Source organism: Streptomyces bambusae (genome assembly GCF_020532645.1).
Classification (GTDB): Bacteria; Actinomycetota; Actinomycetes; order Streptomycetales; family Streptomycetaceae; genus Streptomyces; species Streptomyces bambusae.
The window spans coordinates 122869-148954 of sequence record NZ_JAJAUZ010000010.1; the positions used below are offsets into that span (position 1 = coordinate 122869).

The 26086-nt window shown below is 72.3% G+C and carries 22 protein-coding genes; 10 read left to right on the forward strand and 12 right to left on the reverse strand.

What is annotated here, in order from left to right:
* Positions 1-22 precede the first annotated feature (22 nt).
* The 3 genes from LG634_RS10135 to mce all read right to left on the reverse strand — a co-directional run bounded on the left by LG634_RS10135 (position 23) and on the right by mce (position 6024).
* Positions 23-961, reverse strand: coding sequence for a coiled-coil domain-containing protein (locus tag LG634_RS10135; protein ID WP_226733353.1), 939 nt, complete (start codon positions 959-961; stop codon positions 23-25).
* Between the two features lie 196 nt (positions 962-1157).
* Entirely contained in the window at positions 1158-5393 is a 4236-nt protein-coding gene (scy, locus tag LG634_RS10140; protein WP_226733390.1) for a polarized growth protein Scy, read from the reverse strand.
* Positions 5394-5595: 202 nt separating this feature from the next.
* Complete coding sequence (gene mce, locus LG634_RS10145; RefSeq protein ID WP_226733354.1) at positions 5596-6024, reverse strand: methylmalonyl-CoA epimerase; 429 nt, start codon at positions 6022-6024, stop codon at positions 5596-5598.
* A gap of 145 nt (positions 6025-6169) precedes the next feature.
* Here mce and LG634_RS10150 point away from each other — a divergent pair, with 145 nt between their 5' ends.
* Together LG634_RS10150 and meaB are read left to right on the forward strand one after the other, a co-directional pair.
* The gene (locus LG634_RS10150) at positions 6170-7372 is read left to right on the forward strand and encodes an acetyl-CoA C-acetyltransferase (RefSeq protein WP_226733355.1); all 1203 of its coding nucleotides are present in this window, start codon (positions 6170-6172) and stop codon (positions 7370-7372) included.
* Between the two features lie 32 nt (positions 7373-7404).
* The gene (gene meaB / locus LG634_RS10155) at positions 7405-8364 is read left to right on the forward strand and encodes a methylmalonyl Co-A mutase-associated GTPase MeaB (RefSeq protein ID WP_226733356.1); all 960 of its coding nucleotides are present in this window, start codon (positions 7405-7407) and stop codon (positions 8362-8364) included.
* Between the two features lie 79 nt (positions 8365-8443).
* Here the strand turns inward: meaB and LG634_RS38425 are convergent, their stop codons facing one another.
* The 5 genes from LG634_RS38425 to LG634_RS10175 all read right to left on the reverse strand — a co-directional run bounded on the left by LG634_RS38425 (position 8444) and on the right by LG634_RS10175 (position 11274).
* Positions 8444-8518 (reverse strand): 50S ribosomal protein bL37, encoded by a 75-nt coding sequence (locus tag LG634_RS38425; RefSeq protein WP_372460710.1) that lies wholly within the window; start codon positions 8516-8518, stop codon positions 8444-8446.
* Between the two features lie 54 nt (positions 8519-8572).
* Complete coding sequence (locus LG634_RS10160; RefSeq protein WP_226733357.1) at positions 8573-9049, reverse strand: MarR family winged helix-turn-helix transcriptional regulator; 477 nt, start codon at positions 9047-9049, stop codon at positions 8573-8575.
* Positions 9050-9134: 85 nt separating this feature from the next.
* Entirely contained in the window at positions 9135-9893 is a 759-nt protein-coding gene (locus tag LG634_RS10165) for an AIM24 family protein (protein WP_226733391.1), read from the reverse strand.
* A gap of 92 nt (positions 9894-9985) precedes the next feature.
* Positions 9986-10636, reverse strand: coding sequence for an AIM24 family protein (locus tag LG634_RS10170; RefSeq protein WP_226733358.1), 651 nt, complete (start codon positions 10634-10636; stop codon positions 9986-9988).
* Positions 10636-11274: an AIM24 family protein gene (locus tag LG634_RS10175; RefSeq protein ID WP_226733359.1), complete on the reverse strand. Its 639-nt coding sequence runs from the start codon at positions 11272-11274 to the stop codon at positions 10636-10638. The genes LG634_RS10170 and LG634_RS10175 overlap by 1 nt, the downstream gene beginning before the upstream one ends.
* Positions 11275-11426: 152 nt before the next feature.
* Between LG634_RS10175 and LG634_RS10180 the strand changes: the two genes are divergently transcribed.
* The 3 genes from LG634_RS10180 (at position 11427) to glxA (ending at position 15682) form a co-directional block, all read left to right on the forward strand.
* Complete coding sequence (locus tag LG634_RS10180) at positions 11427-11777, forward strand: DUF3817 domain-containing protein (protein ID WP_226733360.1); 351 nt, start codon at positions 11427-11429, stop codon at positions 11775-11777.
* 173 nt (positions 11778-11950) lie between these two features.
* The gene (locus tag LG634_RS10185; RefSeq protein ID WP_226733361.1) at positions 11951-13711 is read left to right on the forward strand and encodes a glycosyltransferase family 2 protein; all 1761 of its coding nucleotides are present in this window, start codon (positions 11951-11953) and stop codon (positions 13709-13711) included.
* A gap of 3 nt (positions 13712-13714) precedes the next feature.
* Complete coding sequence (gene glxA / locus LG634_RS10190; RefSeq protein WP_226733362.1) at positions 13715-15682, forward strand: radical copper oxidase GlxA; 1968 nt, start codon at positions 13715-13717, stop codon at positions 15680-15682.
* A gap of 58 nt (positions 15683-15740) precedes the next feature.
* On the opposite strand, the gene LG634_RS10195 is transcribed toward glxA, so the two are convergent.
* Positions 15741-16766, reverse strand: coding sequence for a glycoside hydrolase family 6 protein (locus LG634_RS10195; protein ID WP_226733363.1), 1026 nt, complete (start codon positions 16764-16766; stop codon positions 15741-15743).
* Positions 16767-16897: 131 nt separating this feature from the next.
* Positions 16898-17893 (reverse strand): DUF5937 family protein, encoded by a 996-nt coding sequence (locus tag LG634_RS10200; protein WP_226733364.1) that lies wholly within the window; start codon positions 17891-17893, stop codon positions 16898-16900.
* 487 nt (positions 17894-18380) lie between these two features.
* On the opposite strand from LG634_RS10200, the gene LG634_RS10205 reads away from it, so the two are divergent.
* From LG634_RS10205 to LG634_RS10215, 3 genes are all read left to right on the forward strand, one after another.
* Complete coding sequence (locus LG634_RS10205) at positions 18381-19604, forward strand: MFS transporter (protein ID WP_226733365.1); 1224 nt, start codon at positions 18381-18383, stop codon at positions 19602-19604.
* A 33-nt stretch (positions 19605-19637) separates the two neighbouring features.
* Positions 19638-20147 (forward strand): MarR family winged helix-turn-helix transcriptional regulator, encoded by a 510-nt coding sequence (locus tag LG634_RS10210; RefSeq protein WP_226733366.1) that lies wholly within the window; start codon positions 19638-19640, stop codon positions 20145-20147.
* 85 nt (positions 20148-20232) lie between these two features.
* Positions 20233-20565 carry a DUF3817 domain-containing protein gene (locus tag LG634_RS10215; RefSeq protein ID WP_226733367.1) on the forward strand — a complete coding sequence of 111 codons (333 nt, stop codon included), beginning with the start codon at positions 20233-20235 and terminating at the stop codon, positions 20563-20565.
* A gap of 46 nt (positions 20566-20611) precedes the next feature.
* Here LG634_RS10215 and LG634_RS10220 read toward each other — a convergent pair whose 3' ends face one another.
* Positions 20612-21904: a serine hydrolase domain-containing protein gene (locus tag LG634_RS10220; protein WP_226733368.1), complete on the reverse strand. Its 1293-nt coding sequence runs from the start codon at positions 21902-21904 to the stop codon at positions 20612-20614.
* 181 nt (positions 21905-22085) lie between these two features.
* Between LG634_RS10220 and icmA the strand changes: the two genes are divergently transcribed.
* Positions 22086-23786 (forward strand): coenzyme B12-dependent isobutyryl-CoA mutase large subunit, encoded by a 1701-nt coding sequence (gene icmA / locus LG634_RS10225; protein ID WP_226733369.1) that lies wholly within the window; start codon positions 22086-22088, stop codon positions 23784-23786.
* A gap of 45 nt (positions 23787-23831) precedes the next feature.
* On the opposite strand, the gene LG634_RS10230 is transcribed toward icmA, so the two are convergent.
* The gene (locus LG634_RS10230; protein ID WP_226733370.1) at positions 23832-24452 is read right to left on the reverse strand and encodes a TetR/AcrR family transcriptional regulator; all 621 of its coding nucleotides are present in this window, start codon (positions 24450-24452) and stop codon (positions 23832-23834) included.
* A gap of 251 nt (positions 24453-24703) precedes the next feature.
* Here LG634_RS10230 and LG634_RS10235 point away from each other — a divergent pair, with 251 nt between their 5' ends.
* The gene (locus LG634_RS10235; protein ID WP_226733371.1) at positions 24704-25675 is read left to right on the forward strand and encodes a tetratricopeptide repeat protein; all 972 of its coding nucleotides are present in this window, start codon (positions 24704-24706) and stop codon (positions 25673-25675) included.
* Positions 25676-26086: the final 411 nt, after the last annotated feature.

Consider the following 26086-nt stretch of genomic DNA (forward strand, 5'->3'; position numbering starts at 1 on the left):
CACGGGGGTGTGGGAACCGGCGTCAGCGGCTCTGCTGGGCCGGGACGCCGCGGGTGACCGGCTCGTCGTCGATCGGGGAGCCGGCGGCGGCCACCGCGGCACCGGTCAGCGTCGCCAGCATCTCGCGGACGTTGGTCAGCTGCGCGTTGATCGAGTCGCGGCGGTTGGTGAGGGCCGCCAGCTCGCGCTCCGATTCGCTGCGGATGCGGTCGGCCTTGGCGTTGGCGTCGGCCACGATGTCCTCGGCCTGGCGCTGCGCGGTCTCCACCGTCTGGCGGGCCCGGCGCTCGGCGTCCGTACGGAGCTTCTCGGCCTCCAGGCGGAGCTGCTCGGCACGGTGCTCGATCTCGGCGAGGCGCTTCTCGGCCTTGGCCTGGCGCGAGGCCAGGTCGCGCTCGGACTGCTCGCGGCGCTTGGCCAGGTTGGTCTCGAAGTCCGCGGCGGCCTGGGCGGCCTTGGCACGAGTCTCCTCGAAGAGCGCGTCGGCCTCCTCGCGCTTGGAGGCGGCGTCCTTCTGGGCCTCGGCCCGCAGGGTGGCGGAGTCGGACTTCGCCTTCTCGACGATGCGGACACCCTCGTCCTCGGCCTTCGCCTTGCGCTCGGCGGCGAACGACTCGGCGTCGTTGCGCACCTGCTGGGCCGCAGACTCGGCGAGCTCGCGGTGCTGCTCCGCGGCGCGGCGGGCCTCCTCGCGCAGGTCCTTCGCCTCCTCCTCGGCGAGCCGCAGGATCTTCTCGACCCGGGCGCCGAGACCGGCGTACGACGGCTCCGCGTCGTTGACCTGGGCCTGGGCGTTCTGCGTTTCGAGGTGGAGCTCCTCGATGCGCTTCTCCAGGGAGTTGATGCGCGAGAGGGCGCTGTCACGGTCGGCGACGAGCTTGGAAATGCGGTCGTCCACCTGACCGCGGTCGTAACCACGCCGCACGAGCTCGAAGCCGAAGGGGGAGGAAGTGTCGCTCATGGGGTTCCTGTCGAATGAGACCGATGAGGGTGCTAGGTGAGGTGTTAAGGGGAATCCTAGGCGCCGGGACGGCGTGTCATCGAGTCAATCCGCGTTTGATCTGGACAATGACACCCCTTTTGAGTGGCAAGACGCCGGAATGCTTGTCACTCGTTCGACTGAACCTTCATCAGGAGCACACATGCAGTCCCACTGGCTAGCTCCCTGACGACTTGCCACCCGAACGAGTGGAACCCGCTGCCGCTCCGGCCTTGACCCCGCCTCCGGACGGACCGCCCTGCGGCCCGATCGTCTTCCCGCCACCCGTAGGCGCCTCGAATGATTCCAACGCCTCAAGGACGTCCTGGACACGGGAGATCTCTGCCTGAATGTCCTCCCGGCGGCGCACCAGCACCTCCAGCTCGCGGCGGCCCTCGGCGACGGTCTCCTCGGCCTCCGCGGCCGCCTCGTCCCGCAGCCGCTCCGCCTCGCGGGACAGCTCGGCCTTCTTCTGCTCGGCCTCCTTGAGCAGCTGCTCGGCCTTGCGGACCGCCGCGATGCGCACCTTGCTCGCCTCGCTGCTCGCCTCGGACACCAGCGTCCGCGCCTTCCGCTCGGCTTCCTCGCTCTGCTCGGTGGCCGCCTTGACCAGCTTGTCCACCCGCTCGCCCGCGGTCTTCATCTGCTCGGCCGACTCCCGGCGGGCCCGCTCGTGGAGCTCCTCCACCTCGGACTCGACCCGGCTCTGCAGCTCCTCGGCGCGCTCCCTTATGGCGGCCGCGTCCGTGCGCGCACCCACCAGCAGCTCGTCCGCGTCCGTACGGGCCTTCTCCACCAGCGAGTTGCCCTCGACGGTGGCCTCCGACGTGATCCGCGCGGCCTCCTTGCGGGCCGCCGCCACCATCGAGTCGGCCTGCTCCTCGGCCGCGGTCGTCGTCGCCAGCGCGGTCTTCTGCGCCTCCGCCGTCAGCTTGTCCGCCTCGGCCGCCGTCTCGCCGATGAGCCGGTCCACCTGCTCGGCCGCCTCGGTGCGCTTCTTGTTCGCCGCCTCACGGGCCTCGTCGAGCAGCCGCTCGGACTCCTCGCGGGCCTCCGTGCGAAGCCGCTCGGACTCCGCGGCCGCCTCCGCCTTGAGCCGCTCCGCCTCCTCGCGGGTCCGGGTGGCGTGCTCCTGCGCCGAGGCCAGCGCCTGCGCGGCCTCGGCCCGCAGCTGCTCGGCCTCCGCCGCGGCCTCGCCCACGGTACGGTCGTTCGCCTTGCGGGTCTCGGCCGTCAGCTTCTCCGCCTCGGAGGACGCCTCGGCGATGAGCCGGTCCGCCTGCTCGGCGGCCTCGGTCCGCAGCCGGTTCGCCTCGCTGCGGGCCTCGTCCAGGGCCTGCTCCGCCTCGCGCTCCGCCGTCGACAGCGTCTCGCCGGCCGCGACGGTGACCCGCTCGGCCTCCGCGGTGGCCTCGCCGATGATCCGGCCGCCCTCCGCGCGCGCCTCGTCCAGGGTCTGCGCGGCCTCGGTGCGCAGCCGCTCGGCCTCCTCCGCGGCCTCCCCGACCGTACGGTCGTTGGCGGCCTGCGTCTCGACCGTCATCCGCTCGGTCTCGGCCGTCGCCTCGCCGATCAGCCGGGCGCCCTCGGCGCGGGCGTCCTCCAGCACCTGCGCGGCCTCGGCGCGCACGGCCTCGCCGTCCTCGGCGGCCTTCTCCCGCACGCCGTCGGCCTCGGCGGCCGCCTCCGAACGGATCCGGTTGGCGTCCTCGCGGGCATCGGCCCGGGTCCGGGCGGCGTCGCGCTCCGACGCGGCCAGCGCGTCCGTGGCCTCGGTGCGCACCCGCTGGGCGTACTCGGCGGTGTCGCTGCGCAGCTGCTCGGCCTCGGCGATCGCGTCCGTGACCGTACGCTCGGCCAGCGCCTTCGCCGCGTCCGTCTCGGTCCGCGCCTCGGTGCGGATCCGGTTGGCGTCCTCGGTGGCCCGCTCCCGCTCGGCGTACGCGTCGGAACGGACCCGGTCGGCCTCCTCCTCGGCCTCGGTACGGGTGCGCTCGGCCGCGACCTCGGCGGCGCTGCGCAGCCCGGCGATCTCCTCCTCGGCCTGCTCGTGCAGGCCCGCCACCGACTCGCGGACCTCACGGGCCGTGGTCTCGGCGGCCGCGACCAGCTCGGCGGCCCGCTGCTCGGCCTCCTCGACCAGCCGCTGCGCCTCCGCCTGGGCCTCCTCGGACCGCTTGCGGGCGGCGGCCAGCAGCTCCTCGCTCTGCTCGCGGGCCCGGTCGCGCTCGGTTCCGGCCTCCTCGCGGGCCGCGGACAGGGTCTCCTCGGCCTCGCGGCGGCGCCGGGCGGCCTCCTCCTGCGCGGCGGCCAGCGCCTCGGCGGCCTCCTCGGCCACCCGGTCGGCGGCCGCGCGGGCCTCGGCGCGCAGCCGGTCCGCGGTGTCCTGCGCCTCGGCGCGCAGCCGCTCCGCCTCGGCGGCGGCCTCGGCCTGCAGGCGCACCGCGGCGGTCTCGGCCTCGGCGCGGGACCGGGCCGCGTCGTCGGCGGCCTCGTCACGCAGCCGTACGGCCTCCTGCTCGGCCTGGGCCTGCAGGGTGCGGATCCGCTCGGCGGCCTCGGAACGCAGCCGCTCGCTCTCCTCGGCGGCCTCCCGCCGGATGCCGTCGGCCGCGTTGCGGGCGTCCCGCAGGGTGTCCTCGGCGCCCGACAGCCGCGCCTCGGCCTCCTCCTGGAGGCGCGCCAGCTCGGCGGCCGACTCCTCGCGGCGGGCGGCCAGCGTCCGGTCGGTCTCCTCGCGGCGCTCCCGGGCGGCGTCCTCGGCCTCGGTGCGGACGGTCTCCGCCCGCTCCTCGGCCTCGGTGCGGATCCGCTCGGCCTCGGCCCGGGTCCGCTCCAGCGTCTCCTCGGCCTGCTTGCGCAGCGTGGTGGCCCGCTCGATGGCCTCGGAACGCACCCGCTCGCTCTCCGCGCCGGCCCCGGCGCGCAGCTCGTCGGCATCCGCCTTGGCCTTGGTCAGCAGCTCCTCGGCGGTCTTGGCCGCCTCCTCGATCTGCTGGACGGCCTCCCGGCGGGCCTCGCCGCGGATCCGCTCGCCCTCGGCGACGGCCTCGGCGCGCAGCTGCTCGGCCTCGCCGCGCAGCCGGCGGGCCTCCTCCTGCAGCTCGACGGTCTTGGCCCGGTACTCCTCGGTGTCGTCCTTCGCGGCGCCCTTGAGCTGCTCGGCGCTGGCCGCGGCCTGCGCCTGCAGGCGCTCCGCCTCCGCCTCGGCCTCGCGGCGGATCCGCTCGGCCTCCTCGGTCGCGGCCCGGGTGGTCGCCCTGGCGTCCTCGGACGCCTTGTTCAGCACGTCCTCGGCGGTACGGGCGGCCTTCGCCAGCTGCGCGGCGGTGTCCTCGGCGGCGGCCGTACGGGCCTGCTCGCCGGCCTCCGTGCGGATCCGCTCCACCTCGTCGCGGGCGTCGGCCAGCAGCTGCTCGGCCTCCGCCTTGAGGCTCTCGGCCTCCCTGGTGGCCTCGCCGACCAGCCGCGCGACCTGCTCCTTGGCGGTCCGGGTGCGCTGCTCGTTGACCGACTCGGCGGTCGCGATCCGGCGGTCCGCGTCCTCCTTCGCCTCGGCGAGCACCTTCTCGGCCTCGGCGCGGGCCTCGCGCAGCGCGCCGTCGGCCTCCTGCACCCGCTGCTCGGCCACCCGGCCGAGGTCCAGGGTCTGCTGCCGGGTCTGCTCGGCCTCCGCGCTGGTGGCCGTCCGCAGCCGCTCGGCGTGCTCGGTGGCCTCCTGGGCCTGTGCGGAGGCGGCGGTCAGCAGCCGCTCGGCCTCCTTGCGGGCGCGCACCAGGGTGGCCTCGGCCTCGGTACGGGCCGCCTCGGCCTCCGCCGCCATCCGGCGCCGGGTCTCCTCGGCCACCCGCGCGGCCTCGGTACGGGCCGTGTTGAGGGACTGCTCGGCCTCGGCGCGCGACTCCTCCATCAGGCGCCGGGCCTGGGACTCCGTACGCGACCGCAGCTGCTCGGCCCACGCCACGTTCTCGTTGACGTGCGATTCGACGGTCTGGCGGCGCTCGTTGAGCTCCTGGTCCAGCCGCTGGCGGCGGCTGACGGCCTCCGCGTGCAGTTCGGCCTGGAGCCGGGCCTGGTGCTCGGCGTGCTCCTGGAGGATGCGCTGGGTCTGGGCCCGGGCCTCGCGCAGCTCGCGTTCGGCGTCGGCACGCATCTGGTCCGCCTGGACCTGGGCGTTCCGCAGCAGCTGCTCGGCCTGGTAGCCGAGGTCCGCGGAGTCGTACGCGGGCCGGGAGGCCAGGTTGCGGCGCGCTTCGTGGAGCTTCGCGCGCAGCACCTCGACCTGGTAACCCAGGTCGTCAGCGTGCTGGACGGCCTTCTCGCGCTCCTTCTTCAGCCGCTCCATCTCGGCCTCGAAGCGCGAGAGATGGTCGGCCTCGGCCTGATGGCTCTCCTGGCGTTCGTAGCCCCGCACGGCGCGGTCCCATCCGTCCCCTGGTCGCAAGCTCTCTCCCAAGAGCGCCGTCCGCCCGCTGAACGGCGCCCCCGGGGAATGGTGTCAGATTCTCGCTGCCGGTCAGGAGGTCCCGACCCCACAACGCAGCACCAAACCCCGGCCGAGCCACGGCCACTCTACCGGCCGCGGAATCCGGGGGTCAGTGCTCAGGGGGGAGAGGTCAGTGGTCCGGGGCGGAGGTGACCAGTTCGGTGAGGACGCCGTGGCAGTCCTTGGGGTGCAGGAAGGTGATGCGCGAACCCATGGATCCGATGCGCGGCTGGTCGTACAGGACGCGGACGCCCTTGCCGCGGATCGCCTCGGCGTCGCCGTCCACATCGGCGGTGCCGAAGGCGATGTGGTGCACGCCCTCGCCGTTCTTGGCCAGCCACTTGCCCACCGCGGAGTCCTCGCGGGTCGGCTCCAGGAGCTGGAGGTACGAGGCGCCGCCGTCGGAGGTCTCGTTGATCTTGAGCATGGCCTCGCGCACGCCCTGCTCCTCGTTGACCTCGGAGTGGAACACCTCGAAGCCGTACGTGGCACGGTAGAACTCGACAGTCTTGTCGAGGTCGAAGCAGGCGATCCCGATGTGGTCGATTCTTGTCAGCATGCCCCCAGTGGACCGGTCGGCCCGTGGTTACGCAACGTGCGCGCGATCACACCGGCTGCCCGGTGACGGCGCAGAAACCGCTCAGTACATTCGGGTAAACCCTCGTTCACTCCTCAGTCTCCCCAGCTGAAAGGGGATTCGCCTCATGTCCGGAACGAACAGCACCACGTCGGTGATCGTCGCCGGGGCCCGCACGCCCATGGGACGTCTTCTGGGATCCCTCAAGTCGTTCTCCGGCGCCGACCTCGGCGGCATCGCCATCAAGTCCGCTCTGGAGCGGGCCGGGATCTCAGGCGACCAGGTCCAGTACGTGATCATGGGGCAGGTGCTCCAGGCCGGCGCAGGCCAGATCCCGGCCCGCCAGGCCGCCGTCAAGGCGGGCATCCCGATGAACGTGCCCGCGCTGACGATCAACAAGGTCTGCCTCTCCGGCCTCGACGCCATCGCGCTCGCCGACCAGCTGATCCGCGCCGGCGAGTTCGACATCGTCGTCGCCGGCGGCCAGGAGTCGATGACCAACGCCCCGCACCTGCTGCCGAAGTCCCGCGAGGGCTACAAGTACGGCGCGATCGAGATGCTCGACGCGATGGCGTACGACGGCCTGACCGACGCCTTCGAGGGCATCGCCATGGGCGAGTCCACGGAGAAGCACAACAGCCGCCTCGGCATCGAGCGCGCCCCGCAGGACGAGCTGGCCGCCGCCTCGCACCAGCGCGCCGCCGCCGCGCAGAAGAACGGCATCTTCGAGGCCGAGATCACGCCGGTGGAGATCCCGCAGCGCAAGGGCGACCCGGTCGTCTTCTCGCAGGACGAGGGCATCCGCCCGGAGACCACGGCGGAGTCCCTCGGCAAGCTGCGCCCGGCCTTCGCCAAGGACGGCACCATCACCGCCGGCACCTCCTCGCAGATCTCCGACGGCGCGGCCGCGGTGGTCGTGATGAGCAAGGCCAAGGCGGAGGAGCTGGGCCTGGAGTGGCTGGCCGAGATCGGCGCCCACGGCAACGTGGCCGGCCCCGACAACTCGCTCCAGTCGCAGCCGTCGAACGCGATCCTGCACGCCCTGAAGAAGGAGGGCAGGGAGGTCGCCGACCTGGACCTGATCGAGATCAACGAGGCCTTCGCCGCGGTCGCCGTCCAGTCAATGAAGGACCTGGGCGTGACCCCGGAAAAGGTGAACGTCAACGGTGGCGCGATCGCCCTGGGCCACCCGATCGGCATGTCCGGCGCCCGTGTGGTGCTGCATCTCGCGCTGGAGCTGAAGCGGCGCGGCGGCGGGCTCGGCGCGGCGGCCCTGTGCGGTGGCGGCGGCCAGGGCGACGCCCTGATCGTGCGCGTTCCGCAGGCGTGACCCCGTAAGACCCGACGAGGAGGCAGGCAGGCATGGCGGTGGACGTCCCCCAGCTGGTGGCACAGGCCCGGGAGGGCCGGCCGAGGGCGGTGGCCCGGCTGATCTCACTGGTGGAGGGGGCGTCCCCGCAGCTCCGCGAGGTCATGGCGGCGCTGGCCCCGCTCACGGGCAACGCGTACGTCGTGGGCCTGACCGGGTCGCCGGGCGTCGGGAAGTCGACGTCGACGTCCGCGCTGGTCACCGCGTACCGGCGGGCCGGCAAGCGGGTGGGCGTGCTCGCCGTCGACCCGTCCTCGCCGTTCTCGGGCGGGGCGCTGCTCGGTGACCGGGTGCGGATGTCGGAGCACTCGTCCGACCCGGGCGTCTACATCCGTTCGATGGCCACCCGCGGCCATCTGGGCGGGCTGGCCTGGGCCGCCCCGCAGGCGATCCGGGTGCTGGACGCGGCCGGCTGCGACGTGGTGCTGGTGGAGACCGTGGGCGTCGGGCAGTCCGAGGTGGAGATCGCCTCGCAGGCCGACACCTCGGTGGTGCTGCTGGCGCCCGGCATGGGCGACGGGATCCAGGCCGCGAAGGCGGGGATCCTGGAGATCGGCGACGTGTACGTGGTCAACAAGGCGGACCGGGACGGCGCGGATGCGACGGCCCGGGAGCTGAACCACATGCTCGGCCTGGGCGAGGCCCGGGGGCCCGAGGACTGGCGGCCGCCGATCGTCAAGACGGTGGCGGCCCGGGGGCAGGGCGTCGACGAGGTGGTCGAGGCGCTGGAGAAGCACCGGGCGTGGATGGAGGAGCGGGGCGTGCTCGCCGCCCGCCGGGTCGCCCGGGCCTCCCACGAGGTCGAGACGATCGCCCTGACCGCGCTGCGGTCTCGGATCGGCGACCTGTCCGGCGACGCGCACCTCGGCGCGCTGGCCGAGGGGGTCGTGGCCGGACGGCTGGACCCCTACACGGCGGCGGACGAGCTGCTGGCCTCCCTGACGGGGGCGTAGGCCTGCGGGGCTGCCGGCCCCCGGTCGCACGAAGAGGCCGGGCCCCTGGTGTCAGGGGCCCGGCCTCTTCGCGGAGCCGTCAGGTGTTGGGGCGCTTGCCGTGGTTCGCGCCCTTCTTCTTGCGGGCCCGGCGCTTGTTGCCGCGCTTCGACATGGCGTATCTCCCTCAATTGGGACAATGCGGGCTACGCCAGTCTAGGGTCGCGGGTCAGATCTTGCCTCGGCTGTCGCGCAGCTGCTCCGCGACCGGCTTGAGGGAGGAGGCCAGTCCGGCCAGCGCCTCCGGCGTCAGCATGTCGATGAAGTGCCGGCGCACCGATGCCACGTGGTGCGGGGCGACCTTCCGCATCGTCTCCATGCCCTGCTCGGTCAGCACGGCGTAGAGGCCGCGCCGGTCGGACTCGCAGTTCACGCGGACCACGAGCCCGGCCGACTCCATGCGGGTGATCTGGTGGGACAGGCGGCTCTTCGACTGCAGCGTCGCGGTCGCGAGGTCGCTCATCCGCATCCGGTGGTCCTCGGACTCCGAGAGGTTGACCAGGATCTCGTAGTCGTTGTTGGTCAGGCCGAACGGCTGGAGATCCTTCTCCATCTGGTACGTCAGCAGTCTGTTGACGTCCAGGTACGTGCGCCAGGCGCACTGCTCCGCGTCGTCCAGCCAACGGGTTGCCGTCTCAGTCTCCATATGAGGACTCTACCCTAAGATGTTGAATACCGTACAAAGATGAACGATCCCCGGACCGGAACCCTCACCCTCGGCAGGGTAACTGTCACAGTCCGAAGCGGCGCTGCAGGTCCCCCAGCTGCCCCGGCATCCGCGGCACGCCCAGCTGCTGCCCCAGCGGGCCCTGGCCGTGCCCCGGCACCCCGGCGGCCGCCTGCACCTGGCCGACCGGCTGCTCGGCCATGAGCAGCTCCGTCGACTGGAGCAGCACGGTGCCCGCCCCCACGAACTCGAACTGGTGCTCCTCGCCGGAAGCACCCCCGATGCCCGTGAGCTGGCGCAGACCGCCCATCACGCCCTGCATGTAGCCGTGGTCGTAGTGGTGGCACGGGGACGGGCAGTCGGCCCATCCCACCAGCGCCTGCGGGTCGACCCGCAGCGGCGGCTCCATGAACACCACCGGACCGTTGGACGCCGCCACGAACTTCCCGGTTCCGATCAGCGTCAGGAATCCCGGCACGATCGACTGCTTCAGTGCCAGGCTCGGCTGGTACGCGAGCAGGTTGCCGGACCGGATCGTCAGGTTGCCCTCGTCCAGGTCGTACGAGTTCACGTCGAAGGCCCGGTCGGCGAGCAGCATCTTGCCGGAGCCCTCGGCCACCACCCAGTCGCTCGCGTGCAGCGGCGAGTGGAAGCTGGTGCGCAGCAGCCGGTCGAAGCGGCCGTGGCCGATCCCGTTGAAGTCGATCTGCCCGTAGTAGGCGATCATCTTGCCCTTCTGCAGGAACCACTGGCTCCCCTTGAGCTCCACGCAGAAGGTGTACGGGTTGACGTTGTCGTCCGAGGGCAGCGCGTACGGGTCCAGGACGGTCGGGCCGCCGGGGCCGCCCGGACCGCCGAAGCCGGGGCCGGGACCGCCGCCCGGGCCGGGTCCGTAGGAGGGTGCGGGTCCGTAGTTCACAGCTTTTCCTCCGACGCCTGGACGTACACGGCACCGTGCCCGGACAGCTCCAGCTGGAACGCCTCGCCCGAGCCGCGCCCCACCATGTCCCGCCAGCCGAGCGCGGTGGAGAGCTTGTTCCGTACGTCGCCGTGGTGGGCCACGTACGCCTGCGGGTCCACGTGGACCGGCCGGTTGGGGGTGATGGGGAGCTCGATGACCCCGCCGTGGGCCATCACGGCGACCGCGCCGTGGCCCTTGAGGGTGGTGGTGAACAGGCCCTGGCCGGTCACCTGGCCGCGCACCATGCCCATGACCCCGCCCTGCGAGCCCATGAACATCGTGCCCTGCTGGAGGGTGCCGTCGAAGGCCAGCAGTCGGTCGGCCTCCACGTACAGGGTGTCGCCCTGGAGGTTGATCACCTGGATGTGGTGGCCGCCGTGGCCGAACATCACGGTGCCCTGGCCCTCGACGGTCATCAGCGGGGTCTGCTCGTTGGCCACCCGGCGGCCGATCATGCCCATCACGCCGCCCTGGCCGCCCGTGAGGTCCGGGGTGAAGGAGACCTCGCCCCGGTAGGCGAGCATCGCGCCGCGCTGGCTGTAGACGCGCTGGCCCGGCACGATCTGGGCCTCGATCATCTTCGAGTTGATCTCGCGGAACGGCATCAGACGTCGCCCCCGACCGTGTTCCGCTCGCTGGGCTGCACGTACACCAGGCCCTCGCCCTCGAACCGGATCTGGAACGCCTCGCCCGAGCCCTCGCCGATCAGGGTGCGGAAGTTCACGCCCGACTGGAAGTGCTGCTGGAGGTTGCCGGTGTGCGCGATGTACGCACCCGGGTCGACGGAGAGCGGGTACTGGGCGCTGACGCGCAGTACCACCGCCGGGCCGTCGGACATGATCGCGGCCTGCCCGGTGCCCTCCACCGTGGTGGTGAAGAGCCCGTTGCCGGTCGCGCCGCCCCGCAGGCCGGTGAAGGTGGTGCCGGTGCGCAGGCCGGCGTCGGTGCACAGGAGGTTGCTGGACTCTACGTACAGCTTCTCCCCGTGCAGGTTGACGAGGTTGATCTCGCTCGCGCGGTCGGCGAAGTAGCAGGTGCCGTGCCCCTGCACTTCCATGACGGTCATCTGTTCGCCGGTCAGCCGGCGGGTCACCATCCCGCGGAGGCCCTCACCGCCGCCGGACATCTTCTTGAAGGCCATCTGGCCGTCGTACGCGACCATCGAGCCGTTCTTCGCTTTGACGGCATCGCCGGAGAGGTCGACGGCGAGCACCTTGCTGCCTTGGAGTCGGAACTGTGCCACGGGGGAGACGTTAACGGCCCCCGGCGCAGGCGAACAGGGGCAGCCGGCTCCTCGCGGCGATCGGGGCCCGTCCGAAGGGGACCCTCGGTCAAGATCGGGCAAAGGGGGCTGGGAGAATGGCGGGGTCCCAGCCCCCGGCCCGAAGGTTCCCCGTGGACATCAAGACCGCTTCCGCCCTGCACCGACTGCGCCTGATCTCCGTTCCGGAGGCGCTGTCCTTCCCGGCCCTGCTGATCTTCGGATCGCTGCTCAGCCGGATCTCGGACATCGACTACCTGATGATGCCGCTCGGTGTCCTGCACGGTGCGCTCTTCGTGCTCTACGCGCTCTTCCTGCTGGACGTCTGGAACAAGGCGAAGTGGCCCTTCAAGAAGGTCGCCCTGTTCTTCGTGCTCGCCCTGCTGCCCTTCGGCGGCCTGTACGGCGACAAGCTGCTCAAGCGCGACGAGGCCGACAGCGTGGTCGCCGCCCGCACCGCCGAGCAGGAGGGCGCCGCGGCCTGACCGCCGCCCCGCACCGCTTCCGGCCGGCCCCGCGCCGACCGCCGTCCGCCACCCGGACGGCGGTGCGCGGGGCCTTTGCATGAGATCCCCCGCTCGGCCGAATCCCGTTCGACATGCCCTGGTATGTCCACTTTTGTGGAGGCATCAAGTTCGGTTCGAGCTCTGGAGGGACCGTGCGGCCGGAAGGCTACGACTACGAGACCCACAGCCGACTCGCCGGCCCGCTCCGGGAACCGGATCCCGCGGGCTACCGGGTGCAGTACCGCCCCCTGCTGTCGCAGGGGCCGAACCGAATACGCGCCGCCCTGCTGATGACGCTCGCGCCGATCGCGGCGTCCGGGCTGCTGCTCTACCTGGTGTGGCCCTCGCACTGGACCCGCCGCGACGGCGCCGCCGAGTGGCTGGTCACCCTCGACGCTGTGATGCTCGCCTCGATCGCGCTGATCATGTTCTTCACGGTGGTCAACGTCGCCTCGATCGCCCACGCCACCCTGGTCGCCCGGGACCCGGTGCCCGTCACCCCCGAGCCCGGCACCCGCGTCGCGTTCCTCACCACGTACGTGCCCGGCAAGGAGCCCCTCGCCATGGTGCGCGCGACCCTGGCGGCCGCCGTCCGGATCCGGCACGAGGGACACCTCGACGTCTGGCTCCTCGACGAGGGCGACGACCCCGAGGCCCGGCTGCTCTGCGAGGAGCTGGGCGTGCACCACTTCACCCGCAAGGGCGTCCCCGCGTGGAACCGGGACAAGGGCCCGCACCGCGCGAAGACCAAGCACGGCAACTACAACGCCTGGCTCGCCATGCACGGCAAGGACTACGAGTTCTTCGCCTCGGTCGACACCGACCACGTGCCGCTGCCGGCCTTCCTGGAGCGCATGCTCGGGTACTTCCGCGACCCGGACGTGGCCTTCGTCGTCGGCCCCCAGGTGTACGGGAACTACACCGAGTACGTCACCAGGGCCGCCGAATCCCAGCAGTACCTCTTCCATTCGCTGATCCAGCGCGCGGGCAACCGGTACGGCGCCCCGATGTTCGTCGGCACCAACAACGTGGTCCGGATCAGTGCCGTGCTGTCCGTCGGCGGGCTCTACGACTCCATCACCGAGGACATGGCCACCGGCTTCGAGCTGCACCGCCGCCGCAACGCGGCCACCGGCCGGTTCTGGCGCTCCGTCTACACCCCCGACGTGCTCGCCGTCGGCGAGGGGCCGGCCTCCTGGACCGACTTCTTCACCCAGCAGCTGCGCTGGTCCCGGGGCACCTACGAGACCCTCGTCAAGCAGTACTGGAAGAGCTTCTTCCGGATGCCGCCGGGACGCTGGCTCAACTACACGCTGATGCTCGTCTACTACCCGATGACCGCCGTGAACTGGCTGCTCGGCATCCTCAGCTGCGTCCTCTTCCTGTGGTTCGGCGCCTCCGGCACCCAGGTCTCGACCTCGGTGTGGCTGATGCTCTACAGCGACGCCGCCGCCCTCCAGATCGGCCTCTACCTCTGGAACCGGCGGCACAACGTCTCCCCGCACGAGCCCGAGGGCTCCGGCGGCCTGGCCGGCATGGCGATGTCCGCGATCTGCGCGCCCGTCTACCTCAAGTCGCTGGGCGCGGCCGCGGTGCGCACCCGCGGCCGGTTCGTCGTCACCCCCAAGGGAGACGGCGCAAGCCCCGACCGGATGGCCACCTTCCGTATCCACCTCTACTGGGCCGCCGTCCTCGCCGTCTCCCTGGCCGCCTCGGTGCGCTACGGCCACACCCACGCGGCGATGCGGATCTGGGCGGTGCTCGCCCTGCTGATCGCGCTCGCCCCGGTCGCGGTGTGGACCGTGACCCTCGTAAGGGACCGCCGGGCCCGCGCCCGGGCCCTCGTGCTCGGCGGCGCCGACCCGGGCGACGAGCCGGAGCCGGCCTTCGCCACGACGACTGGAGGGAACTGACCCATGGCCTACCGGCCTTCCCGGAAGTTCAAGAAGACCGCCCTCGGCGCCGGCGCGGTGGTCGTGCTGGCCGGGCTCAACGCCCCCGCCGCCCTCTCCTTCGCCGAGGACCGCTACCAGGCGTACAAGATCGGCCAGGCCAGCTACAAGATCCAGTACGGGTCCTGGTCGTTGGTCGGGATGCCCGCCGAGCACCGCGTCAACGCCATGCACGCGGCCCTGCTGCACACCGGGAAGGTGCTGCTCATCGCCGGGTCCGGCAACAACCAGAAGAACTTCGACAAGGGCTCCTTCGACACCGTCCTGTGGGACCCGTCGAACGACACCTTCAAGAAGATCCCCACCCCCGAGGACTTCTTCTGCTCCGGCCACAGCCAGCTGCCCGACGGCCGGCTGCTGGTGGCCGGCGGCACCGCCCGGTACGAGGTCCTCGACGGCAAGGTCACCCGCGCCGGCGGCGGCATGCGGGTCAAGAACGAGAGCCCCGACAAGGCGGTGACGCTGAAGAAGGGCACCGTCTTCCGGTCGCCCTCCGGCGTGGAGTACGTCTCCCGGTTCGACGTCACCGTTCCCAAGGCCAAGCGCGAGTTCCAGATCTCGTACGCCCCCAGCGGCCGGATGCTGCCGTGGCAGACGAAGGTCACCGCCGCCGAGGCCCGGGTCTTCGTCGAGGCGGTCGCCGAAGGCCCGCAGGGCCTCACCACGCAGGCCGCCCAGTACGAGGTCGTCGGCCTCAAGGGCGTCGACGCCGACAACGTGTACGGGCTCGCCGAGCGGCTCAGCGTCGACAAGCAGGACTTCCAGGGCATCCGGGCCGCCTACGAGTTCGACCCCAGGGCCGAGAAGTACATCCCGGTCGACCCCATGAAGGACGCCCGCTGGTACCCGACCCTGGTCACCCTCCAGGACGGCAGGGTGCTCGCCGTCTCCGGCCTCAACGACGTCGGCGACGTGGTCCCCGGCGACAACGAGATCTACGACCCGAAGACCAAGAAGTGGTCCAAGGGCCCCTTCCGGTACTTCCCCACCTACCCGTCACTCTTCCTCACCAAGGGCGGCAAGCTCCTCTACACCGGCTCCAACGCCGGCTACGGACCCGCCGAGAAGGGCCGCGAACCGGGCCTGTGGGACCTGAAGAACAACAGCTTCCACAAGCTCCCCGGCCTCACCGACCCCGACCAGCTGGAGACCTCCTCCTCCCTGCTGCTGCCGCCCGCCCAGGACCAGCGGCTGATGGTGCTCGGCGGCGGCGGGGTCGGCGAGTCCCGCAAGGCCACCGGCCGCACCTCGATCATCGACCTCAAGCAGGCCGGACCGGTCTTCAAGGACGGGCCGCGGCTGCCGCAGGGCACCCGCTACCTCAGCTCCGTGATCCTGCCGGACGACTCCGTGTTCACCACCGGCGGCGCCTCCGACTACCGCGGGCGCGGCGCCAGCGACATCCGCAAGGCCCAGTTCTACTGGCCCCGCACCAACTCGTTCGTGGCCGCGGCCGCGCCCTCGGTGGGCCGCAACTACCACTCCGAAGCCCTCCTGCTGCCCGACGGCCGGGTCGCCACCTTCGGCTCCGACCCGCTGTTCGCCGACAAGGACAACACCAAGCTCGGCAAGTTCGAGACCAGGCTGGAGGTCTACACCCCGCCCTACCTGCACCGGGACCCGTCCCGGCGGCCGCAGCTGGGCGCCGGCCCCGACGAGGTCGACCAGAAGGGCCGGGCCACCTTCAAGACCCCCGACCCCGGCCGGATCGAACGGGCCCGGCTGATGCGGCCCAGCGCCGTCACCCACACCACCGACGTCGAACAGCGCTCCGTCGAACTCGGCCTGACGAAGACCGCCGACTCGGTGACCGTGCAGGTGCCGGCCGACCCGACGCTCGTGCCGCCCGGCTGGTACATGCTCTTCGTCACGGACGCGGACGGGACGCCGTCGGTGGCGAAGTGGATCCGGGTCGGGGGAGCCGGGAGGTAGGGCACCGGCCGCCGCTCCGGCCCGGCTGCTCCCTCGGCCCGGCTGCCTCTGGGCCCGGCTACTCCTTGGCCCGGCGGGCCAGACCCAGGGCGTAGTCGGGCCACCAGGTGCCCGCCTGCGGGCCGCCGCGGCACCGGCCGTCCGACTCGCCCGGCCGCTTGATCCACAGGAAGGCGTCCACCAGCGGGTCGCCGGTCCGGTCCGTCGGCGGCGCGCCCAGCGCCCGGCCCGGCGGGTTGCACCAGGCCTCCGCCCGGTTCCCGGGCAGCGGGCCGTCGCCGTTGCGGCTGGTGTCGATCACGAAGTGCTTGCCGCCGGTGGCCTCCGAGATCCGCGCCCCGTATGCCCGGCCGGCGGCGTCCGGCTGGAAGTTCGACACGTTCAGTGAGAACCCGTCGGCCTCCTTGAGCCCGGCCCGGAACAGCGGCTCCACCAGCTTCGCCGGGTCCGGGATCCAGGCCGGGTTGCCGGCGTCCAGGTACACCCGGGTGTTCGGCTGCCGCTTGAGCCGCGCGACCGCCTCGGCCAGCAGGGCGTACCGCTCGTCGTGGTGGTCGGCCTGCGTGCAGCCGTCGATGATGTGCGGGATCGCGTCCGGCTCCAGCACCACGATCGCCTCGGTGCTGCCGATGCTCTCCGCGAACTTCCCGATCCACTGCCGGTACGCGTCCCCGTTCCAGGCCCCGCCCGCCGAGTGCTGGCCGCAGTCCCGGTACGGGATGTTGTACGCGGTGAGGACCAGGGTGCGCCCCGCCTTCCGGGCGCCGGCCGCGGCCCGCCGGATCTCCGGGCCCGGGTCGTCGCCCGGCCCCCACAGCGCCATCGGCCGCTCCGAGATCCGCCGCAGCACCTGCGCGTCGCTGTTGCGGCCCTGCGCCTCCCAGCGGGCCACCTGCCGCGCCGCGTCGCTCTGGGGGTCCACCCAGAACGGCGACTCGGGCGGGGCGGCCGGGTCGGCCGAGACCGGCGGCGCGGTCGGCGCGGGGGCCGGCCCGGCCCCCTCCGTGCAGGCCGTGGCCGGCGCCAGCAGCAGGACGAGGCCGAGCGCGAGAACGGGGGAGCGGAGGCGACGGTGGCCGGACATCCGGGACCCTTCGGGGCGGCAGGGGCGGGTACGGGCCGGGCCATCGTGACATGACGGACATCCGGTCCGGCGCCACGACACCGGTCCGCGGGCGGCGTCCCCCGGACGACAGGCCCCGGAGGGCAATACACCTAGGCCGCGCCCTCGGCGAGGGCGATGCCGATGGGGGTGCGTTCGTACAGGACCTGGTGGCCGTGGCGGCGGCCGAGCAGGAGGCCGGCGCCGGCCAGGGCCTTCAGGTGGGCCGAGACGGAGGACGGGGCCAGGCCGAGGCGGGCGGCGAGGGCGGTGGTGGACGCGGGTTCGGCCAGTGCGCACAGGACGTCGGCGCGGGCCCGGCCGAGCAGCCGGGCCAGGGCCTGCGGGGTCCGCTCCCGCGGCTCGGTCCACAGTGCGCCGATGCCGCGGGCCGGGTACACGACGGTCGGCTGCCAGGGCGGGTCGAAGCCGCCGACCACCTCCGGCCAGACGAACGAGCTCGGCATCAGGACGAGGCCCTGGCCGCCGAGGTCGCGGTCGTGGTCGGTGGGCCGGTCCATCGTCAGCGTGCGGGCGGGGCCGTCCCAGTGCAGGTCCGGATGGAGCCCGGCGAACAGGCCCTCCAGGCCCTCGGCGGCCAGCCGCCTCGCGTGGAACACGATGTCCGCCTCCAGGAGGGCCCGCAGCCGGGGCCAGTAAGGCTCCACGAGCGCGTGCCAGGCCTGCTCGGTGAGGTCGGCGAGGCGGGCCACGGCGGCGGCGGGGTCGGCGAGGAGGTCTCGGCCGGTCTGCGAGGTCAGGGCGCCGGGGGTGCAGGCCAGCGAGCGGGTGAGGTCGGCGTGTACGGCTGCGGGGTCCTGTGCGGCGGATCTGATGCGGGCCAGTTCCTCTTCGAAGGAGGCGGCCGGGCCGATGGGGGGCGGGCCGAGGAAGTCGGGGCTGTGGCCGCGTCTGGGCATGAGCAGCCAGAGGGGGTGCAGGTCGAGGTCTTCTGCGGCGCGGCGGATGTGGCGGAGCCAGGGGAGGTGGTAGCCCTGGCGGTCCGGGCGCTGCAGGGTGCGCACGGCCTCGTGCGTCTCCCAGCGCGGGGACACCGCGAACCGGCACCGCAGGAGGTCGCCCTCCCCGAAGCCCAGCCGAAACGGCACGTCTCCTCCTCATGCGGGTGCTTGCGGCGAACCGGCTGCTTCCCGCCTGGCCGGGCCAAGTCCAGCCTCGCCAGGGGGCACCTCCCAGCCCCCTGGGGCTGGGGGAGTTTGAGGCGCGGGGGCCCGGGGGCGGAGCCCCCGACACCCCGACCCTGCGGGGCTGTTCCCCTACCCGCCCCTTCCCGAACCGGGGCTCCGCCCCAGACCCCGGTCCTCAAACGCCGGACGGGCTGGAAGACCGGGGCTTCGCTCCAGGCCCCGGTCCTCAAGCGCCGGACGGGCTGGAAGAGCGTGGCTTCGCCCCAGGCCCCGGTCCTCAAGCGCCGGACGGGCTGGAAGAGCGGGGCTTCGCCCCAGGCCCCGCGCCTCAAACGCCGGCGAGGCTGGAGGGTGCCGGCGAGGGTGGGGGCGGCGGGGTGCCGGGGGTGGAGATTCGGGGTGGGGCGAATCTATCGTGTGGTGGGGGCGGACGGGGGAGGGTCGGCGCATGTCCGTTACCGACACCCGCCCGGCGGGATACCGCTCGGCCCTGCGCGTACGGGAATTCCGGGCCGTGTTCGCCGCGCACCTCGCCTCGATCCTCGGCGTGGTCGTCGCCGAGATCTCGCTGACCGTGCTCGTGTACCGCCTCACCGGTTCGCCCCTGCTCAGCGCCCTGACCTTCGCCCTCGGCTTCCTGCCGTACCTGCTCGGCGGCACCCTGCTGGCCGGGGTGGCGGACCGGTACCCGGTCCGCCGCGTGCTCGTCGGCTGCGACCTCGTCTGCGCCGCGTGCGCCGCACTCATGGTCCTGCCCGGCACCCCCGTGGCCGTCCTGCTCGCCCTCCGCTGCACGATGGCCTTCGTCGCCCCCCTCTTCCAGGGCGCCCGCAACGCCTCCCTCCCCGACGTCCTCGGCACCGGCGAGCCCCTCGTCCTCGGCCGCTCCCTGCTCCGCATGGTCGCCCAGAGCGCCCAGCTCGTCGGCTTCGGCCTCGGCGGGCTGCTGCTCGTCGTGGTGCCCGCCCGCGGCGCCCTCGCCCTGACCGCCGCCGCCTTCCTCGGCTCGGCCCTGCTGCTCCGCTTCGGCACCGCCCGCCGCCCGGCCCGGGCCGCGGCCGGCCCCCGTACCGGCCCGCTCGCCGGCTTCCGCGCCGTGTTCGGCAACCGGCGCCTGCGCGCCCTGACCCTCGCCTTCTGGCTGCCGTCCGCGTTCGCCGCCGCCCCCGAGGCGCTGATGGCCCCGTACACCGACGGCATCGGCGCCGGCACCGCCGCCCTCGGCCTGCTGATGTGCGCCCTGCCGGCCGGCACGATCGCCGGCGAGCTGTGGGCCGGCTCGTTCCTCGGCCCGGCGGCCCGCGCCCGCATCGTCCGCCCGCTCGCCGCCGCCGGCCTGCTCCCGCTGCTCGGCTTCGCCCTCCGCCCCTCCCCGTGGCCGCTCGCCGGTCTGCTGTTCCTCGCCGGGCTGGCGCACGCGTACACCATCGGCCTCGACCGCTGGTACGTGGACGCCGTGCCGGACGAGCTGCGCGGACAGGCCATGACCCTGCTCAGCACCGGGATCATGACCCTCCAGGGCGCCGCGATGGCACTGGCCGGGCTCGCCGCCGAGACCGTACCGCCGCACCTGGTCTCCGCCGGCGCCGCCGCCCTCGGCACCCTCTGCATGCTCGTGCTCCTCGGTGAACTCAAGGCCACCGAGGGCGACCGAAAGACGAGACGGGGCTGAACCGCGATGTTCCCGGGCGGTAGGGTCGGGCGGGTGTCCAAGCCGCTCAGTCTTCCCTTCGACCCCATCGCCCGCGCCGACGAGCTGTGGCAGCGCCGCTGGGGACCGGTCCCCGCGATGGCCGCGATCACCTCGATCATGCGGGCCCAGCAGATCCTCCTGGCCGGGGTGGACGCGGTCGTGAAGCCGTACGGACTGACCTTCGCCCGCTACGAGGCGCTGGTGCTGCTCACCTTCTCGAAGGCCGGCGAGCTGCCGATGTCGAAGATCGGCGAGCGCCTGATGGTGCACCCGACCTCCGTCACCAACACCGTGGACCGGCTCGTCCGGTCCGGCCTGGTCGCCAAGCGCCCCAACCCGAACGACGGCCGCGGCACCCTCGCGTCGATCACCGACAAGGGCCGCGAGGTGGTCGAGTCGGCCACCAAGGACCTGATGGCCATGGACTTCGGCCTCGGCGCCTACGACGCCGAGGAGTGCGCCGAGATCTTCGCGCTGCTCAGGCCGCTGCGGGTGGCCGCCGCCGACTTCGAGGAGAAGTAGGCGCGGCCGCAGGGGCTCCCACGGCCGGGGCCGCGAGGGCGGCCCCCGTCAAGATCGGCCAAAACGGACGGCTACGCTCGTGGGCATGAAGAAGAGCGTGCTGACCAGGTACCGGGTGCTGGCCTTCGCCACCGCCGTCATGCTGCTCGTGCTGTGCACGTGCATGATTTTCAAGTACGGCTTCGACAAGGGCGCCGACGTCACCTTCGTGGTCTCCCAGGCCCACGGCGTGCTCTTCATGATCTACCTGGTGTTCGCGTTCGACCTCAGCTCCAAGGCCCGCTGGCCGTTCGGGAAGATGCTGTGGGTCATGGTCAGCGGCACCATCCCGCTCGCCGCGTTCTTCGTCGAGAAGAAGGTCCGCGCCGAGGTCGAGCCGCTGCTCACCGACGCCGGGCCCGCCGTCGCGAAGGCCTGAACGGCTTCCGCCACGGCGGGTACGGCAGCTGCCGCGGCCCCGTCGGCTACGACCCCGACGGGGTCGGTTTGCCGGCGGTCACCGGCTTCGGCAGGAAGTAGACGTTGCCCGGCGAGACGACCTGCGTGATCGCCTGGCCGATCAGGGTGCTCGGCTCGTGCCCGTCGGCCGGGATGTCCGTGTTGAGGATGACCACCATCGTGGCGTCCGCGTCCGGCAGGTGCATCACCAGGTCCTCGTAGCCGGGCAGCGAGCCGTTGTGCCCGATCCAGCCCTGCACGTTGAAGAGACCGAGGCCGTACCCGGCACCCGGGATGCCCGTCGGCAGCACCTTCAGGCGCTCCAGCTGCGTGGCCTCGGAGACCAGCTCCGTGCCGTCCGGCGTCCGCCCGGTGGCGACCACGGTGGCCCACGTCCGCAGGTCCTCCAGCTTCGAGATCATCGCGCCGGCGGTCCAGCCCCAGGACGGGTTCCAGTCCGTGGACTTCTCCTCCTTGCCCGAGAGCGTCTGCTCCGTGTAGCCCTGCGGGTGCGGGGTGGGGAAGGCGGCGTCGGTCGGGAAGACCGTGTTCTTCAGGCCGGCCTTCTCGATCACGTTGGTGGTGATGTGGTCGCCCGCGTTCTGCCCGGTGATCTTCTCGATCAGCACGCCGAGCAGCACCAGGTTGGTGTTCGAGTAGTTGAAGCGGGTGCCGGGCTCGAAGATCACCGGCTTGTCGCTCTTGAACGCGTAGTCCAGCAGCTCGTCCGGCGCGAACGACCGCGTGGGGTCGGACAGCAGGTCGTCGACGAAGTCGTTCTCCGTGGTGTAGCTGACCAGGCCGCTGCGCATCTCGGCGAGCTGGCGGATCGTCACCTTGTCGGCGTTCGGCACCTTGGTGCCGTTCGGCAGCTCGCTCATGTACGTGCCGATCGGCTCGTCCAGGTCCAGCCTGCCCTGGTCGACCAGCTCCAGCACCGCCGTGACCGTGAACGTCTTCGTCACGCTGCCGATGCGGCTGTACATGTCCTCCGTCATCGGCGTCTCCTTGGCCTTGTCGGCCACGCCGAAGGTCTTCACGTACGTCTGGTCCTCGCCGGGCCGCCACACGCCCACGATCACACCCGGCACGCCGGTCTTGCGCAGCGCTTTGCCGATGGCCTTGTCCAGCTCCTTGACCACCTTCGGGTCGCTGAGGTCGGCGAAGTCCCCGGGCGCCAGCGGCGCCGCGGCCTCTGCACGGGGACCGGGCGCCCGCCCGTCGTCCGCGTACGCGAGCCCCGGGGCCAGCGGTACGGCGATCAGCCCGGCCGTCACGGCGGCCGCCCAGGTCCTGCGCAGCCGGATGCTCCAGTTCACGGAAGTCTCCTCGCACCCCGAGTGCCCCGAGGACAGAACTCACCCCAGCGTAGGCACGGGCCGATCAAGGGCGCACGGCGAGCCGGGACGGGCCGCGGCAGGGGCCTGCGGGGGAGGCCCGCCGCGACTCCCCGAGGTTCGCCATCGACATTTACTAGGACGTCCTAGTAAATTCGAAGGCATGGACGCTGACGCCATCGAGCAGGGCCGCCTTCGCTGGCAGGCCCGTTACGACCGGGCCCGCAAGCGGGACGCCGACTTCACCACCCTTTCCGGCGACACCGTGGAGCCCGTCTACGGGCCGCGGCCGGGCGACACCTACGAGGGCTTCGAGCGCATCGGCTGGCCGGGCGAGTACCCGTACACCCGCGGCCTGCACCCCACCGGCTACCGCGGCCGGACCTGGACCATCCGGCAGTTCGCCGGCTTCGGCAACGCCGAGCAGACCAACGAGCGCTACAAGATGATCCTGGCCGCCGGCGGCGGCGGCCTCTCGGTCGCCTTCGACATGCCGACCCTGATGGGCCGCGACTCCGACGACCCGCGCTCCCTCGGCGAGGTCGGCCACTGCGGTGTGGCCATCGACTCGGCCGCCGACATGGAGGTCCTGTTCAAGGACATCCCGCTCGGCGACGTCACCACCTCCATGACGATCAGCGGCCCCGCGGTGCCCGCCTTCTGCATGTACCTCGTCGCCGCCGAGCGCCAGGGCGTCGACCCCGCCGTGCTCAACGGCACCCTGCAGACGGACATCTTCAAGGAGTACATCGCGCAGAAGGAGTGGCTCTTCGAGCCCGAGCCCCACCTGCGCCTCATCGGCGACCTCATGGAGTACTGCGCGCAGGGCATCCCCGCGTACAAGCCGCTCTCGGTCTCCGGCTACCACATCCGCGAGGCCGGTGCCACGGCCGCGCAGGAGCTCGCGTACACCCTCGCCGACGGCTTCGGCTACGTCGAACTCGGCCTCTCCCGCGGCCTCGACGTGGACGTCTTCGCGCCCGGCCTGTCCTTCTTCTTCGACGCGCACCTCGACTTCTTCGAGGAGATCGCCAAGTTCCGCGCAGCCCGCCGGATCTGGGCCCGCTGGATGAAGGAGGTCTACGGCGCCCAGACCGACAAGGCGCAGTGGCTGCGCTTCCACACCCAGACCGCCGGCGTCTCGCTGACCGCCCAGCAGCCGTACAACAACGTGGTGCGCACCGCCGTCGAGGCCCTCTCGGCGATCCTCGGCGGCACCAACTCCCTGCACACCAACGCCCTCGACGAGACTCTCGCGCTCCCCAGCGAGCAGGCCGCCGAGATCGCGCTGCGCACCCAGCAGGTGATCATGGAGGAGACCGGGGTGGCCAACGTGGCCGACCCGCTGGGCGGTTCCTGGTACGTGGAGCAGCTCACGGACCGGATCGAGGCCGACGCCGAGAAGATCTTCGACCAGATCAAGGAGCGCGGTCTGCGCGCCCACCCGGACGGTCGGCACCCCATCGGCCCGATCACCTCCGGCATCCTGCGCGGCATCGAGGACGGCTGGTTCACCGGCGAGATCGCCGAGTCGGCCTTCCGCTACCAGCAGGCCCTGGAGAAGGGCGAGAAGCGGGTCGTCGGCGTCAACGTCCACCACGGCTCCGTCACCGGCGACCTGGAGATCCTGCGGGTCAGCCACGAGGTCGAGTGGGAGCAGGTCCGGGCGCTCGGCGAGCGCAAGGGCCGCCGCGACGACGCGAAGGTCACGGCCGCGCTCGACGCGATGCTCGCCGCCGCCCGCGACGGGTCGAACATGATCCCCGCGATGCTGGACGCCGTCCGCGCCGAGGCCACCCTCGGCGAGATCTGCAACACCCTGCGGGACGAGTGGGGCACCTACACCGAGCCCCCGGGCTTCTAGGACCTGTCGTCCCCTTCACGACGCACCTCCCGGGCGCCGTACGGCTCACAGCTGTGCGGCGCCCTTGAGGCCGTGCATCAGCAAGGTGGTGAACGCGGTCACCCACAGCCCGTCCACCGGCTCCGAGCTGACCAGTGCCCGGTGCACCACGGTGCCCGCGATCACGTCGAAGATCAGGTCGGTGGTGTGCCCGGCCAGCGCCGCGTCCTGCTCGTACGGCAGCTCCCCGCGGGCCTGGGCCCGCTCCCGGCCCAGCACCACCAGGTGCTTCTGCCGGTCCACGATCGCCGACCGGATCCGGTCGCGCAGCGCCTCGTCCCCGGTGGACTCCGCCACCACCGCCATCAGCGCCGTCCGCGCCTCGGGCCGCCGCAGCAGCGCGGCGAACTGGGTCACCACGCCCTCGATGTCGGCCTCCAGCGAGCCCCGGTCGGGCAGCTCCAGCGCGTCGAACAGCTCCGCCACCGCATCCACGACCAGCTCGTTCTTGCCCGCCCAGCGCCGGTAGAGGGTGGTCTTGGCCACCCCGGCGCGGGCCGACACGTCTCCCATGGTCAGCTTCGACCAGCCCAGCTCGACCAAAGCCTGCCGGGTGGCCGCGAGGATCGCGGCGTCGGCGGCGGCGCTGCGCGGGCGGCCGGTGCGGGCGGGTGGTCTGGCATGCATGGCGGTGACCATACCCGCCGGTAGGAATACGGCCTGTGGCCCACATCACGGAGCGCCGGAGCGCGCGGGCAGTTACGCTACGGCTCGTAGCGTAAGAGCGACAACCACAGGCGCCAGGTGGGGACCCGGTGCCGGAACGCTTCGACCGGACGGATGCGTCTGCACCGTCCGGCACTTCACAACCGGCCTTCGGACCGGGTGTTTTCGGCCGGTCTTTTCGCGGTCGCGCGCGCAGGGGGGAGGATGTACGCATGCAGCCCAGAAACATGTCCATGAGCGGCGTCGTCGACCTCGCCGCTGTCAAGGCGGCCGGCGAGGCCAAGGCGAAGGCCGAGCAGGCGCGGGCCGAGGCCGCGCGCCAGGGCGGGAGTGCTGCCGTGCCTCCGTCCGCGCTGGTCATCGACGTCAACGAGGCCGGTTTTGAACGCGATGTGCTGCAGCGGTCCGCCGAGGTCCCGGTCGTCATCGACTTCTGGGCCGAGTGGTGCGAGCCCTGCAAGCAGCTCGGCCCCCTGCTGGAGCGCCTGGCCGTGGAGGCCAACGGACGCTTCGTCCTGGCCAAGATCGATGTCGACGCCAACCAGATGCTGATGCAGCAGTTCGGCATCCAGGGCATTCCCGCGGTCTTCGCGGTGGTGGCGGGCCAGGCCCTGCCGCTGTTCCAGGGCGCGGCGCCGGAGGCCCAGATCCGCGAGACGCTGGCCCAGCTGGTGCAGATCGCCGAGGAGCGCTTCGGCCTGACCGGCATCGCGGTCGACGCGGACGCCGCCGGCGACGGCAGCGCCCAGGACGCCGCTCCCGTGGGTCCGTACGACGCGCTGCTGGAGGCGGCCGTCGACGCGCTCGACTCGGGCGACCTGGCCGGCGCGGTCCAGGCGTACAAGAACGTGCTGGCCGACGACCCCGCCCACCCGGAGGCCAAGCTGGGCCTGGCCCAGGCCGAACTGCTCGCCCGGGTGCAGGACATGGACCCGCAGGCCGTGCGCGCGGCGGCGGCCGCGAATCAGAAGGACCCGGCGGCCCAGATCGCCGCGGCCGACCTGGACCTCGCCGGCGGTCACGTCGAGGACGCCTTCGGGCGCCTGATCGACACCGTGCGCGTCACCGTGGGCGACGAGCGGGACTCCGTACGCGTCCGGCTGCTGGAGCTGTTCGAGGTCATCGGGGCCGACGACCCGCGGGTCGTGAAGGCGCGTACGGCCCTTGCGCGCGTGCTGTTCTGAGCCGTGTGCGCAGCGGAGCCGGGACCCCCGGTTCTGTTGACAACGAGATAAACAGCGGCCTCGCTTTGCCAAAACTTGGCAATCGTGGCCGCTGTTACTCGCAGTAAATCGAACCACCGGATCTGTCCTTTTTATTGAGACGCATCCCCTTCTGTCGTGGCCTTGGCTGCCACCCTGAGTACCCGCCCGAAGCCGACCGTACGCACGGCGGTTATCGGGCCGTTACTAGCCAGTAACGAACCCCCTTGTGCCCCGGCCGTGAATGCACCACGATCGGCCACGCTCGGTCCATCACTCAGATGGGTCCCCACCGGGCGGACCGGAGCCTTCGGCCCCGGTCCGGGACAGGGGGGTCTCTGCCGTCGGCAGGGCCTGTCCTCCGGCCGTGCGCGAGTGCGGCCCAGTGGTTGT